Annotated in this window: 14 protein-coding genes; 6 read left to right on the top strand and 8 right to left on the bottom strand. The window is 63.2% G+C overall.

Annotation, left to right across the window (positions count from 1 at the left end):
• Window positions 1-36 precede the first annotated feature (36 nt).
• The 7 genes from BJN45_RS02740 to BJN45_RS02710 all read right to left on the bottom strand — a co-directional run bounded on the left by BJN45_RS02740 (window position 37) and on the right by BJN45_RS02710 (window position 7,035).
• The gene (locus BJN45_RS02740) at window positions 37-468 is read right to left on the bottom strand and encodes an ExbD/TolR family protein (RefSeq protein ID WP_076091800.1); all 432 of its coding nucleotides are present in this window, start codon (window positions 466-468) and stop codon (window positions 37-39) included.
• Entirely contained in the window at window positions 468-1,196 is a 729-nt protein-coding gene (locus BJN45_RS02735) for a MotA/TolQ/ExbB proton channel family protein (protein WP_076091798.1), read from the bottom strand. Before BJN45_RS02735 ends, BJN45_RS02740 begins: the two co-directional genes overlap by 1 nt.
• A 3-nt stretch (window positions 1,197-1,199) precedes the next feature.
• Window positions 1,200-1,859: an energy transducer TonB gene (locus BJN45_RS02730; protein WP_205750531.1), complete on the bottom strand. Its 660-nt coding sequence runs from the start codon at window positions 1,857-1,859 to the stop codon at window positions 1,200-1,202.
• Between the two features lie 110 nt (window positions 1,860-1,969).
• A complete protein-coding gene (locus tag BJN45_RS02725) occupies window positions 1,970-3,427 on the bottom strand; it encodes a PepSY domain-containing protein (RefSeq protein WP_076091796.1) in 1,458 nt (485 codons plus the stop codon).
• A gap of 7 nt (window positions 3,428-3,434) precedes the next feature.
• Complete coding sequence (locus BJN45_RS02720; RefSeq protein ID WP_076091794.1) at window positions 3,435-5,606, bottom strand: TonB-dependent receptor; 2,172 nt, start codon at window positions 5,604-5,606, stop codon at window positions 3,435-3,437.
• Between the two features lie 168 nt (window positions 5,607-5,774).
• The gene (locus BJN45_RS02715) at window positions 5,775-6,308 is read right to left on the bottom strand and encodes a hypothetical protein (RefSeq protein WP_076091792.1); all 534 of its coding nucleotides are present in this window, start codon (window positions 6,306-6,308) and stop codon (window positions 5,775-5,777) included.
• Window positions 6,309-6,420: 112 nt separating this feature from the next.
• Window positions 6,421-7,035, bottom strand: coding sequence for an alternative oxidase (locus tag BJN45_RS02710; RefSeq protein WP_076091790.1), 615 nt, complete (start codon window positions 7,033-7,035; stop codon window positions 6,421-6,423).
• A 193-nt stretch (window positions 7,036-7,228) separates the two neighbouring features.
• Between BJN45_RS02710 and BJN45_RS02705 the strand changes: the two genes are divergently transcribed.
• The 3 genes from BJN45_RS02705 to BJN45_RS02695 all read left to right on the top strand — a co-directional run bounded on the left by BJN45_RS02705 (window position 7,229) and on the right by BJN45_RS02695 (window position 8,855).
• Window positions 7,229-7,933, top strand: coding sequence for an alpha/beta fold hydrolase (locus BJN45_RS02705; RefSeq protein WP_076091788.1), 705 nt, complete (start codon window positions 7,229-7,231; stop codon window positions 7,931-7,933).
• A gap of 47 nt (window positions 7,934-7,980) precedes the next feature.
• Window positions 7,981-8,214: a DUF2789 domain-containing protein gene (locus BJN45_RS02700; protein WP_076091786.1), complete on the top strand. Its 234-nt coding sequence runs from the start codon at window positions 7,981-7,983 to the stop codon at window positions 8,212-8,214.
• A 248-nt stretch (window positions 8,215-8,462) separates the two neighbouring features.
• Window positions 8,463-8,855: a cupin domain-containing protein gene (locus tag BJN45_RS02695; RefSeq protein WP_076091784.1), complete on the top strand. Its 393-nt coding sequence runs from the start codon at window positions 8,463-8,465 to the stop codon at window positions 8,853-8,855.
• Here the strand turns inward: BJN45_RS02695 and BJN45_RS02690 are convergent, their stop codons facing one another.
• Complete coding sequence (locus BJN45_RS02690) at window positions 8,856-9,848, bottom strand: extracellular catalytic domain type 1 short-chain-length polyhydroxyalkanoate depolymerase (RefSeq protein ID WP_240494477.1); 993 nt, start codon at window positions 9,846-9,848, stop codon at window positions 8,856-8,858. It abuts the gene before it with no gap.
• Between the two features lie 251 nt (window positions 9,849-10,099).
• On the opposite strand from BJN45_RS02690, the gene BJN45_RS02685 reads away from it, so the two are divergent.
• The 3 genes from BJN45_RS02685 to pepN all read left to right on the top strand — a co-directional run bounded on the left by BJN45_RS02685 (window position 10,100) and on the right by pepN (window position 13,494).
• Window positions 10,100-10,285: a CsbD family protein gene (locus tag BJN45_RS02685; protein ID WP_076092514.1), complete on the top strand. Its 186-nt coding sequence runs from the start codon at window positions 10,100-10,102 to the stop codon at window positions 10,283-10,285.
• 79 nt (window positions 10,286-10,364) lie between these two features.
• Window positions 10,365-10,748, top strand: a complete 384-nt coding sequence (locus tag BJN45_RS02680; RefSeq protein ID WP_076091780.1) for a PRC-barrel domain-containing protein — start codon at window positions 10,365-10,367, stop codon at window positions 10,746-10,748.
• 127 nt (window positions 10,749-10,875) lie between these two features.
• The gene (gene pepN / locus BJN45_RS02675) at window positions 10,876-13,494 is read left to right on the top strand and encodes an aminopeptidase N (protein WP_076091778.1); all 2,619 of its coding nucleotides are present in this window, start codon (window positions 10,876-10,878) and stop codon (window positions 13,492-13,494) included.
• Window positions 13,495-13,531: the final 37 nt, after the last annotated feature.

The following is a 13,531-nucleotide window of genomic DNA, read 5'->3' as shown; positions in this document are numbered from 1 at the left end:
GCACCGACCGGCCGGCGACGCAATGGCGGGAATCCCCTAGGGCCCTGCCGGATCGCTGATGAACCCGATCTTGGCCAAGCCGTTGCGGGCCGCAATCGCCATCACCTGTGCCACCTTTTCGTAAGGCACCAGACGGTCGGCACGGATGTGCAGCTCCGGCGGCATTTCCTGACGGGCAGCCGCGGCGCAGCGTAGCGACAGCTCATCGAGCGTCACCGGCTCGCCGTTCCAGAACATCTCGCCGTTCTCGCGCAGGCCGAACTCGATGTGTTCGGGCTTGGTCAGGTTGACCGCGCTCGACGCCTTCGGCAGGTCGATCTTGACCGCGTGCGTCAGCAGCGGCGCGGTGACGATGAAAATGACCAGCAGCACCAGCATCACGTCAACCAGCGGCACCACGTTCATCTCGGCTTTCGGGCCATCGCCGGCCTTGCCGCGGTAGCGGCGGAAATCGCCCCCGCCAGCCATCACGCGCCCCGCTGGCTGTTTGCGGTCGACGTGCCGGCGGACTCGTTTTTCACCGTCAGCAGCACGTAGAGATCGTGGGCAAAGCCTTCCAGGCGGGCCAGCCACAGCCGGTTGCGCCGGCTGAAGGCGTTGTAGGCGAGCACCGCCGGAATCGCCACGGCCAGGCCAAGCGCAGTCATGATCAAGGCCTCGCCGACCGGCCCGGCAACCTTGTCGAGCGTACCCTGGCCGGACAGACCGATCTGCACCAGCGCGTGGTAGATGCCCCAGACCGTGCCGAACAGGCCGATGTACGGCGCCGCCGACCCGGCCGACGCGAGCACCGTCAGCCCGTGTTCGGAGGCCGCCGCCTCCTGGTCGATCGAATTGTTCAACGTCCGCGTCAGGTATTCGGCAAGGCCGCCGGCCGTTGCCAGGTTGTCATCGCCCTGCGCCGCTTCCTCGGCCGCATCGACGGCGCTCAGCGCCAGCCGGGCGAAAGCGTTGTCGATCTTCTCGGCCCGGATACGTTGCCCCAGACCGCTGCGCGACCCGCCCTGCCAGAAACGTTTGAGAAAACCCTCGGCCTGACGCTGCGCCAGGTAGTTCGCCAGCCACTTGGTCACGATCAGGTACCAGCTGGCCAGCGACAGCGCCAACAACATGCCGAGCACGATGCGCCCAACAATGTCCGAATGCGCAAGAAAGTGGGCAAAACCCAGACCTTCGACAACGACCGACTGCTCCATGAATCAGTTTCCTTCCAGAACGAAATTAAAGGGTTGCACCGCGGTCGCCTCGACCGGCCGGCCATTGCGCGAAGATGGCGTACACCGCCAGTTGCGCACCGCCGTCAGGGCCGCCTCGTCGAGCCGGGCAAAGCCGCTGCTGCGGTCGACCGTCGCTTTGGCGACTTTTCCGGATTCATCCAGCGTCACCCGCAGGACAACCTTGCCGGTTTCGCCGAGACGCCGCGACAGCGCCGGATAGGCCGGCGGCTGCCGGGCCGGGCAGACGACCGACAACTCGCCACCGAGCGCCACCGGGCCGACCGGCAGCGGCATCGCCGGTGCCGGCGGCGCAACTTCGACCGGCGGTACCGGCGGAGCTGGCGGCGCCACCGGTTCGGCCGGACTGAGCACCGGCGCCTCGGCAACCAGTTGCCGGGGCGGCTGCTTCGGCAGCGGCTTCGGTTCCGGCGGTTTCGGGACGGGCTTGGGAGCCGCCTGCTGCGGTGCCGGCGGGGCGATGAAATTGACCATCAGCGTCACCGCCTCGTTCGGCGTCGGCAACAGGCGATGCGCCATCAGCGCCCAGACGGCCAGCCCGTGCACCGCCAGCACGAAGGCAATGCCCAGCCAGCGGGTGGCTGATGCCTGGGGCGGAACGGAGGAAAATGACCGAGGCGACACGATGGACAGGGAACGATGTTCGAAGCCACCGGATGATACGCAAGAAGCGCCCTGCTGGCACCCGCCCGGCGCCCACCGGGCTGCGGCAAATCGTCGCAGGTACAGCGCTGTCACCGTTGGCGGCGCAGGCGGCGCCAGCCAAGCACCACACCACTGACACTGACGGCAAAACCACCGAGACTGCCAAGGACCAGCAGCACATCCCATAGCGGTCGACGTTCCAGCAAGGGCAGCCAGTCCCAGCTGTGCAGCAGGGCGAACAAGCAGCGCTTGACCCGGGTATGGCTGTCCAGGCGAAGGACCACGGCACCACTGCGCGGATCGAGGTAGAGCCAGGTCTGTGCGGCATCGTCGAATTGCAGACGCAGCACCGGCAACGGCCGGTTCTGGTTGCCGCCCATCGTATGCGCCGCCCGGGCGTAGTAATGCCAGTCGTAGGCCTGCTGGACGAAGGCGTCGCTCACCCGCGCCGTCGGCAGCATGGCCGCACCGGCCGCCTGCAGGCCGGCCAGGTCAAGAGCGGCGAACGGCGCACATTCGGCGGGCGGCAGCAGGCGGCTGCCGCCCCCGGCATCGCGGGCAAGAATGAAGGGCGCGTCGGCCAGGCGCGTCCACTCCAGTTCGCTGGCGGCAAACCCCGCCTGGCGAAGACAAGCGAGCAGCGCACCCGGCGTCATCCCGTCAGCAGGCACCAGGAACGCCGGACGCTGCGGACGCGCTGCACCGGCATCGAAGATCCTCCACGGGTTCATCGAAAACAGGCCGCTGGCGATCCAGGTGACGATCAGCCCGCCGAATACCAACCCGAGCCAGTGATGCCAACGCGCCCACGGTGCCCGGTAAGGACTGTGGCTGCCGTTGGCGTAGGGGCGCCAGCGCCAGCGCAGGCAACCGGCCCAGATGCCGGTCAGCCCGAGCAGGGTCGCCGCCAGCGAACCGTAAATGACGATGCCGCTCCACCAGGCATCGACCCAGCCGCCGCGCAGCGGATACAGCCAGTGCAGCCAGGCGCCGATCCAGTTCCAGATACGCTCCGTCTGCGTCGCATCGCGCACCACTTCACCGGTGACACCTGAAACATACAGCCGGGTCCGCGCATCGTCGTGCATGTCGACCTTGTGCAAGGGGCGATGCCCATCCAGCGCCCGCGAGTGTGTCCAGGCATCCTCGTCGACCTGGCCGGCATGGCTTGCTGCCACAGGCAGGAAAGCCTGTGCCGATTTCACCGCCAGCGCCGCGTCGACCGCATCAAGCCGCGCGCCGCTGCGCCCGTCGATGGCAGCGAAACGGTTTTTGTCCAGCGTCGCCACATAGACCGGCGCACCGGCAATCGAGGTCAGACGCAGCCCCCGCACCACGCTGGCTGGCGGCAATGCCGCCAGCGCGTCGGCAACAGGCAGGCAGCACGCGGCGTCATCAAGTACCGGCAGGTTCTGCAGATGTTCCTGCGCTGTCAGTTTCGGATAACCGACGTACATCATGACGACACCGGAAAGGAACCAGAGCGCCATGACCACGCACAACAGGATGCCCAGCCAGCGATGTGCCAGGTAGAGATAACGCTTCATGGCGGATTCAGAAACTGGTCTGGATCGACAGGTCCACCGTCCGCGGGCGCCCCAGGTAGATCATGTTCGTGCCGGAGAAGCTTTCGGCGTAGATCTCGTCGGTCAGATTCTTGCCGCGCAGCACGATGCGCGTCCGTCGATCCACTTGGTAGCTGGCGTAGGCGCCCAGCAAGGTGTAGCCCTCGTCGCTCAGCGTGTTCGCCGAATTGGCGTAGCGCGATGAAACCTGGCGCAGGTCGCTCCCCAGTTCGACGTTCGCCAGCGGACTGTAAGTCAGCCACAGGTTGGCGACCCGCTTGGGAATATTCGTTGGCCGGTTACCGGCCCGCGATACGGCAACACCGCCGACCGTTTCGTTGAAATCGTCGTACTGCGCATCGACCAGCGACAGGTTGCCGGCAAGCTGCAGCCCGGAAGAGATCCGGTAACCAAGTGCCAGTTCGATCCCGCGCGACGATTGCTGGCCGACCGGGATCGTCGTGCCCGGGTTGTTCGGATCGCTGACGGCAATATTGCGCCGGGTGATGTCGTAGTAGGCCAGCGTGCCGCTGCCTCGACCGTCGGCAAAGGAGAATTTGCTGCCGATTTCCCACTGCTTGCCGGTGGTCAGATCGAAATCGCGGACCTGGGTGAAGGTGGCGGTGGTCAGGATGCCGGATGGCGGATCGGCAGCCGTGCTGTACTGGACATAGACATTGGCATGCGGCGTCAGCTCCCAGGCCAGCGCGATGCGTCCGGTGGTCGGCGTATAGCGGCGCTCGAAATAACCCGGATTGGTTGCCGTCACTGCCCGGTGGTTGGTCACCTCAAGATCGATGCGATCATGCCGCAACCCCGTCAGCAACGACAGCGCCGGCGTCAGGAAGGTCCGGTTCTCGAGGAAGACAGCCAGCGTCTTGACCCGGTTGCTCCGATCCGGATTGTAGCCCGGCGTCACGCCCGGCAGGCTGAAGAAATCTTCGGTGCTGAAATCATAGGGATTGACCGTACCGAACGGCCCGGCAACCGACAGCGGGAATCGCGTCTGCTTGTTGACGCTGTAGTCAAAACCACCGGCCCAGGTACTGGGGCGTCCGCCCAGGCTGTCCTGCCAGGTGAATTCGAGACGATTGCCGTTCAGCGACTGATCGTGGCGCTGCAATAGTGCATTCGAGCGGATGACGCCGGTATTGGTGGCGTTGAAGGCATAGGTTTCGACGTTGCGATAATCGCGCAATGCATCGTAGTGGTAGAACGTGTTGCGCAGATTCAGCCGGTCGCCGGCCTTGTATTCGAGAATCGAACGCCCCCAGCGCACGGTCTGTTCATAGACGCCATCGGCCGAGTTGTAATTCTTGAAGCGCGTGCCCTCGTCGATCGCCACACGACTGCCGACCGGCTTGAGGATCGGGGTGCCCCAGTAAGGACGATCCACTTTTTCGTTCTGGTACTCCAGTGCCAGCGTATGACTCAGCGTGGGTGTCAATTCGGCCAGCCAGGACGCCGCCACTTCGTGGGCATTGCGCTTGGTGCCATCGCTCCAGCCGTTGACGGAACTGCGGTTGAGGTCGAGCCGCAGCACGTTGCTGTCGCCAATCCGGCGGTTGGCGCCAAGCGCCAGCTGGCTCGCATCAAAGCGCCCGTAAGCCGCCTTCATTTCAGTCAGATCGCCATCGCGGCTGGCCAGCTTGGTGACGTAATTGACCGTACCACCGACCGCCCCCGCGCCATGAAGGAAACCGGAAGCACCGCCAATGGCTTCGACCCGGTCATAGATCCAGCTATCGACCGCACGTCCGGCAATTGCGTCGTATTGCACGGTGATGCCGTTGAACAACTGGGTCACGCTGGCCCCGGAAAAGCCACGATAGAACACCGAACCCGGCGACCCCGGCGCGGAGGAGGAAGTCATCCCGGGCACATTTTTCAGCGCTTCCTGCGTCGACTCGACACCACGCCGCTCGAGGGTTTCGCGATCGACCACGGTGACCGAGGCCGGTGTCTCACGCACCGTCAGACCCAGCCGGCTGCCGGTCTGGTGCTTGCGCGTCAGGTCGAGCGGTTCGCCGAGGACACTGTCGGTCACGGTCATCTCGTCGAGCACGCTGTCGGCTGCCGCCAGACCTGTCGAAAAAGCCAGCCATAGCGCCAGCGACAAGGGTTTCAGGGCATTTCGCCCGGTCGATTCGTGAAGCAGCATCCGTTCCCCCGGAAAAACATCGCCGACCAGGCGACCGGCACCGTACCGATCGCTGTCAGAAGGAGGCGGATGGTAGCGAGCCGGGGGGCCGGGGAGAATGTGACATATCGTCGCACCGACTGATTTGCAACGCCTTTCGCGACAATTCAGGGAACTGGCAAACCCCGGTTACGCAGGAACCTTGCTGGCGACATCCTGGAACTCACCCACCGCATTGCCGACAATTTCACGGGCGATGGCCGTCTGGTCCTCGCTCCGGGTCTGGGCAACCAGAACCACCTGACCATTGGCGACGGCATCATGAATCAGATCCGCCAGCCAGCCCTCCTTGTGCTCGACGCCCGTGTTGGCACCGGCGGCAGCGCCGACAAAGGCACCGAGACTGGCGCCCCAGCCCAGCATGACCAGCGGCGCAACCAATGGACTGGCAACAAACAACGTGACACTGCCGGCCACCAGCGCCAGCTGCGCCAGGGCGCCGATGCCGGCACCGACCGCCGTGCCGATGGCACCATCCACCAGCACCTTGTTCAGCACCTCGTTGCTTTCGCCCTTCGGCTGGGCGACCACCGGCCCTGAATCGGCATCGAAAAGTTGCAGCTGATCGCGCGGTATGCCGCGCGCTGCCAGCCGGTTGACAGCACCTTCAGCTTCCTCGCGATGGGCAAAAAATCCGGAAATGTGGTGACGGTATTCGTCCATGGTTTTCTCCTTGGGATAAATCCGCAAAAAAACGGATGAATCTGGACGATATTTGCCGCGGCAGGTGGCGTCTGTGCGTCAGGGTACCGACCCGCCCATGCCGCAAGCCACTTCAAACCAGCTGGCCGGCAAGTTGATGATTGACATCGCGATGTCCGGCCTCGTCGGCACGGACGGCGATGATGACCTCGCGCAAGCGGGCATCGGCAGCCAGTTGCCAGTAATCGATGGCGATTGCCGGCGCCGGCACGTTGGCGTAAGTGCCATCGTCCACGCCGGCCAGATAGGTTGTGTAGCTATGAACCGCTTCTTCCTCGAGGTAACCCACGACGCGATGTGCCGTTGCCGGAGAAAGCAGATAGAGCAGGAAGTAAACGTTGTAGAACGCCCCTTGAACAAGCAGGATCAGCAGGCGTTCAAGTCGCGATGGCCGGGCCACGAGAATGAAGGTCAGCAAATGCATGCGCTCGTTTTCTGCTTCGTCCAGCAGCGTGCGGATCACGCCATGATCGGATTCCATGCGGCGCAACGATTTCAGATGCTGCAACGAGCCACCGACCATGCCCGGCACCGCAGCGATGGTTTCCAGAACGACGGCTCGATGGCCATAGCGTCGGGAGAAGAAACTATCCGCAAAGAAGCGCAGGAACTTGACGAACAGATAGGCAAGCCGGTCGCGCAGGTTCGCGGGAATGTGATGCTGCACCTGGCTCACCTGATCAGACATGCCGCAGCACCGTCATTGCACGCGTGCCGGCATTCGCCCTGCATTTCATTCCGCATCCTCATCTCCTGCAGGCCGCCGGGGGCCTGGACAATTGAAGGTAACGCAACAAATTGCACTTTTCTGTGTGCTCGCACACCGAGCGAGCACGTTCATTGCGCGCAAGATGAGGCCAGGACGAACTCAGGAGCAAACCATGAAACCGAACATTCTGTTGTTACCAGGCCTGCTCAATGATGCGAGCGTTTTTACCGACCAGGTTGCCGCCCTGGCGACGGTGGCCACCGCTGAAGTTGGCGACCTGACCCTTGCCGGGTCGATCGCCGATCTGGCTGCCAGCGTGCTCAAGGAGGCTTCGGCCAAACGTTTTGTGCTGCTCGGCCTGTCACTTGGCGGCTACGTCGCTTTCGAAATCATGCGCCAGGCCCCCGAGCGGGTGGCTGGACTGGTGCTGATGGACACGACGGCACTGCCGGATACGCCGGAAGCCAGTGCCAAACGTGAAGCGCTGATCGCACTCGCCGCAACCGATCTCGATGCGGTGATCGAACAATTGCTGCCACTGCTCTCGCATCCCGACCTGATGAACCTCCCGGCAGTACGGGGCAATATCCAGTCGATGGCGAACGGGCTGGGGAAGGAGGTTTTCGCACGCCAGCAACGGGCGATCATCGGCCGCCCGGATAGCCGGCCGACATTGAAAAGCATCACTTGCCCGACGCTGGTGATCTGCGGCCAGGACGACCAGATCACCCCGCCGCCACTGGCAAAAGAGATTGCCAGCGGGATTAGGCATGCCAAGCTGGAGATCATCCCACAGTGCGGCCATCTGGCGACGCTTGATCAGCCGGAAGCGGTCTGCGAACTGTTGCTGGCATGGATCAAGCACAACAAGTTCTGACGAACTGCTGAATCAACTCAATCAAACCCGCCACGACTGGAACAACAATGGAAGCTCAGACACACTCCATGGCCAGCCTGTTTGCCCAACTCGGCCTGCCGGCAACACCCGCAGACATCGACAACTTCATCGCCGAACGGCGTCACCTGTGCCAGGGCATCACGATCTGCGACGCGCCATTCTGGACAGAAATGCAGCGGCGCTTTCTCAAGGAAGGAATCATTCTGGACGCCGACTGGACAGGCGTCATCGATCAGTTGAACGCCCGTTTGTCCGGGTAAGGCCCCAACGCGGGGTGACTCATCCCGGGTAAAAAACAGGCCGGCCATCTGTGCGCGCCGGCGTACAGATGGGCCTGGCAGTAGCGGGTAATGTGAAGCCGGATGGACAGCACGAACCGCCCCCCAGAGAAAAGGAAAGACTAATGAACAACATCATCTACATCGTCGGACTGGTCGTCATCGTGATTGCCGTGATGTCATTTTTTGGCCTGAGATAAAGCGCCGACTGGCGCACCGAAGGAGTCGTGATGAAGGGTTTTGTCCAGGATATCGAAAGTCTCGCGGTCAAGAACACCAAGTTTCGCCAGGTGCTTTACACGGCCAAAAACGCCCAACTGGTCCTGATGTCGCTGAAACCACAGGAAGACATCGGGGCCGAGATTCATCAGGTCGACCAGTTCTTCCGTGTTGAAGAGGGTTCCGGCGAAGCCGTACTGAATGGCTTCCGGACCCCGATTCAAGCCGGTTTTGCGGTACTCGTCCCGGCTGGCGTCACTCACAACATCATCAACACCGGCAGCGTGCCGCTGAAGCTCTATACGCTCTATGCGCCCCCGCATCATCGCGACGGCGTCATCCACAAGACCCGCGCCGACGCCGAAGGCGACGCCGAGCATTTCAGCGGCAAGACGACTGAATAGCTAGCCGGCCGTCCTGGCAAACTGCCGGGCGATGAATGACCAGATCATCCGCGACGCATCCGGCCCTTGCGGATCGCTGTAGGGCTGGCCCGCGGCCCCGCCGCTCCAGGCGTGGCCGAGCCGCTCGATTTCACAGAGTGTTGCGGTCAACTGCCTGCTTTTCCGAAAATCGGTGACGGTCGCCGCATAACGCGCGCCGCGCTGCACCCGGCGCGCTTTGCCGGCCTTGGCACTGACCCGCTCCGCCCAGCGCAGGGCGGCTTCCCGGCCATTCCCCGGCGCCACCACGTGGTCTGCCGCACCGTGAATGACCAATAAGGCCGGCAGTCGCACATCGGGCGCAATGACCGGCAGCGGCGAAGTGGTCACGGTTTGTCCGAACATGGCCTTGATGGCGGTCGCCGACGAATGGGCGACGCCCGGCGCGATCCCCGAATGCATGGCGATTGCCCGAAAGCGCTCCGGATGCAGCGTCGCCAGCAAGACCGCCATGCCGGCGCCGGCTGAAATCCCCGCCAGCGCAATCCGATTGCGGTCGACGGCCTGGGTCAGGCAAATCCGTTCGATGGCGGCACCGATCGAACTGGCTTCGGCTTGCGCCCGACCCGTCCGCGTGTCGTACCAGTTCCAGCATCCCTGTACATTCGCCAGGCGATCCTGCTCCGGATAAAGCACGAAAAAACGTTCACGGGCGGCAACTGCATTCATCCGGCTGCTGGCGGCCAGGGCCTCGGCATCCTGTCCGCAGCCATGCAGCATGACCAGCAACGGCAAGCGTTCGTCGCGTTGAATGCCGGACGGCTTGTAGAGCCGATAGCGGCGCGGCCCCGCCGCGCCAATGGCAATCCCCGCCGTCCAGTTGGCCGACGGGACCAGCGCCTTTTTGCTCACGACGCGCTTTCCCGCTGGCGGTGCGGCCCGCAAACCGGCCTTGATCGCCTTGCTGCCGACGTTCATTGCCGTCCGCGTCATCGTCTTCAAAACGCGCTGCAATGATCGGCTCCACGCAGTTTTTCGTGTTCGCCTTGCCATTAGCTGCCCCTTGAAGCGTTCCCGTCGATGGCCCCGATTATCAGCCAGGACTTGGCGCCGCTTTTGTCTGTTCGCGCACATTGACCGGACCTGATCGCGTTATGGGTGCCAGCGCACCGATTGCCGGCCGCGCCTTGTCTATGCTCTTCATCACGGGTGCCGGATCAGTACATGGGTACCCGATCCATTCATTCAATTACCAGGAGTTCACCATGAACAAGGATCAAGCCAAGGGTCGTGTCGAAGAAGCCAAGGGCAAAGTCAAGGAGGTCACCGGCAAGCTCGTCGGCAACGACGAACTGGAACTGAAAGGAAAGATTCAAAAATCCGGTGGCAAGGTCCAGGCCGCCTACGGCGATCTGAAGGAAGACTTCAAGGATGCCGCCAAGGGCAAGTAAAGCCACGAAGCGCTGGCCGAAACCCTGGCCAGCACTCCGTTCCCAGCCGCCAATCCACAAGCAATTCAAGGAGCATCAAATGAACGACACGATTAACACCGCAGTCATCAATACCGGCCGTCTTGGCTCACGCGTCCTCAGCGCCAGTTCGCTCGCCAGCGACGATGTCTACAATCCGAAAGGCGAAAAACTGGGCAGCATCAAGGAACTGATGCTGGACATCGATAACGGCAAGATCTGCTACGCCGTCCTGTCATTCGGCGGCTTCCTCAGCCTGGGCGAAAAGCTGTTTGCCGTGCCATGGAGCGCGCTGACGGTCGATACTGAAAACAAGCGCCTGGTCATGGACACCAGCGAAGAACGCCTGCAGAACGCACCGGGCTTCGACACCGACAACTGGCCCAACATGGCCGACGCAACCTGGGAACAGAGCGTCCACGCCTATTACCGCACATCGATCTGAGGCGGTTTGATTCAACTTGCTTGAACCTGATGCGCCCGCCCCGGGCTGCATCAGCCGCAGCGCCTGGACAAGGCGACGCTGCTTTTCCCGTATGATTCCGTGCTTGTCTCCCTTTGCCACAAGCACAATGAAAACCGATACCCCGCAGACGATCTACCTGAAGGACTACACCCCGCCCGCTTACCTGGTTGATACGGTCGACCTCGATTTTTCGATCGAAAGCGGCGGCACCGTCGTCACCAGCACATTGGCGATGCGCCGTAACCCGCTCGTCAGTGCGCGACCGCTGGTGCTCGATGGCGAGGAGCTGGAAACACTCGATGTTACGGTCGACGGCGCAAAAGTGCCCTTTTTGGCCAGCGCCAGCAGCCTGACCGTGGACCACCTGCCCGACGCCTTCACACTGCGCACCGTCGTCCGCATCAAGCCGGACGGCAACACCCGCCTCTCGGGCATGTACCGTTCGAAAGACGGCTATTTCACGCAATGCGAAGCGCAGGGTTTCCGCCGCATCACCTGGTTCCTCGACCGTCCGGACGTGATGTCCACCTACACCGTGACGCTGCACGCCGACAAGGCGACCTACCCGATCCTGCTGGCGAATGGCAACCCGGTGGCCAACGGTGAAGAAGCCAACGGCCGCCACTGGGCGAAATGGGCCGATCCGTTCAGGAAGCCGGCCTACCTGTTCGCGCTCGTCGCCGGCAAGCTTGACGGCCTGTTCGACACCTTCACCACGGCCTCCGGTCGCACCGTCCAGCTCGCCATCTACGTCGAGCCGGGCAAGCTCGACCAATGCCCGCACGCGATGGCGGCGCTGCAGAAATCGATGCTGTGGGACGAGGAACGCTTCGGTCTCGAATGCGACCTCGACCACTACATGATCGTCGCCGTCGGTGACTTCAACATGGGCGCGATGGAGAACAAGGGCCTCAACATCTTCAATACGAAGTATGTGCTCGCTCGCGCCGACGTCGCCACCGACGTCGATTTCGAGAACATCGACCGGGTCGTCGCGCATGAATACTTCCACAACTGGACCGGCAACCGCGTCACCTGTCGCGACTGGTTCCAGCTCTCCTTGAAGGAAGGCCTGACCGTGTTCCGCGACCAGGAATTCGGCGCCGACCTGCACAACCGCCAGACCGCCCGCATCCGCGAGGTGCGCGGCCTGCGCGCAGCACAGTTCCCGGAAGATGCCGGGCCGATGGCGCACCCGATCCGGCCTGCGAGCTTCGTCGAGATCAACAATTTCTACACGGCGACCGTGTACGAAAAAGGCGCCGAAGTCATCCGCATGATCCAGACACTGATCGGCCGCGATGCCTTCCGCGCCGGCATGGACGAATATTTCCGCCGGCACGACGGCCAGGCCGTGACCTGCGAGGATTTCGTCGCTGCCATGGCCGCCGCCAGCGGTTTCGACTTCACGCAGTTCATGCGCTGGTACAACCAGCCGGGCACGCCGCGTGTTGCGGTCGACGGCCATTTTGACGAAGAAACGAAAACCTTCACGCTGACCTGCACGCAAGCCAACCCGCGCGCCAGCGACGAATCACCTTATCTGATCCCGCTGCGCGTCGCACTGTTCGCCGCCGACGGCAACTTGCTGCCGGGCAGTGAGCGCCTGCTGCAACTGACGGCCACGACGCAATCCTTCGTCTTCGAGAACATCGCGGTCGAACCGGTACCGTCGCTGCTGCGCGACTTCTCGGCGCCGGTCTATCTCGATTTCGACTACACGCCGGAACAACTGACCGTATTGCTGGCCCACGAATCCGACCCGTTCAACGCCTGGGAAGCCGGACAAAGGCTGGCAACACAATTGATCCTCGACGCCGCTGCGGCCATCGCCGCCGGTCAGGAACCGGTCTGGCCGGCCAGCTTCGTCGACGCCGCACGCAAGCTGCTGCAAACGCAAGCTGGGGTTGGCAACTTCGGCGGCGCCGCCTTCGTCGCCGAAGCGCTGACCCTGCCCGGCGAAACGACGCTCGCCGAATTGATGAGCGTGGTCGATCCGGATGCCCTGCACGCCGCCCGCAACGGCCTGCGCCGGCACCTTGCCGAACAGCTCGAAGGCGAGTTTTCCGGCCTCTACGCCGGGCTGACCGTCAACGAGCCCTACGCACCAAGCAGCGAACAGGCCGGCCGCCGCGCACTGCGCAACCTCTGTCTCGCTTACCTGCTTGAACTCGACACCCTGTCCGTGCGCCAGCTGGCGCTGCAGCAGTTCAAAACGGCCGACAACATGACCGACCAGTTCGCCGCGCTCGCTGCACTGGCCAACGTCAATGCCGCCGACTGCCCGCAACGCGAACAGGCGCTGGCCGACTTCTACGCCAAGTGGAAGAACGAAGCGCTGGTCGTCGACAAGTGGCTGCAGGCGCAATCGACCAGCCGCCGCCCGGACACGCTGGCCACGGTGAAAGCGCTGACCGCCCACCCGGCTTTCGACATTGGCAACCCGAACAAGATCTACGCGCTGATCCGCGCTTTCGGCGCCAATCTCGTCCGCTTCAACGCCGCCGATGGCAGCGGCTACGCCTTCATCGCCGACCAGATCATCGTCCTGCACGACCGCAACCCGCAGGTTGCTTCGCGCCTGGCCCGCTGTTTCGACCGCTGGACGAAGTTCGACGCCGGTCGCCAAGCACACGCCCGCCGCGCACTCGAACGCGTCCGCGACCACGCCGGCCTGTCGCGCGACGTGCTGGAGGTGGTAACGCGTGCGTTGGGCGCAGCATAAATCCATATTATTTTTAAGGAAATTGCACACACCCCGT

Origin of the sequence: Azonexus hydrophilus (assembly GCF_001956855.1) — a bacterium.
In the GTDB taxonomy this organism is placed as follows: domain Bacteria; phylum Pseudomonadota; class Gammaproteobacteria; order Burkholderiales; family Rhodocyclaceae; genus Azonexus; species Azonexus hydrophilus_A.
This window is presented reverse-complemented; position numbering and strand designations above follow the sequence as displayed.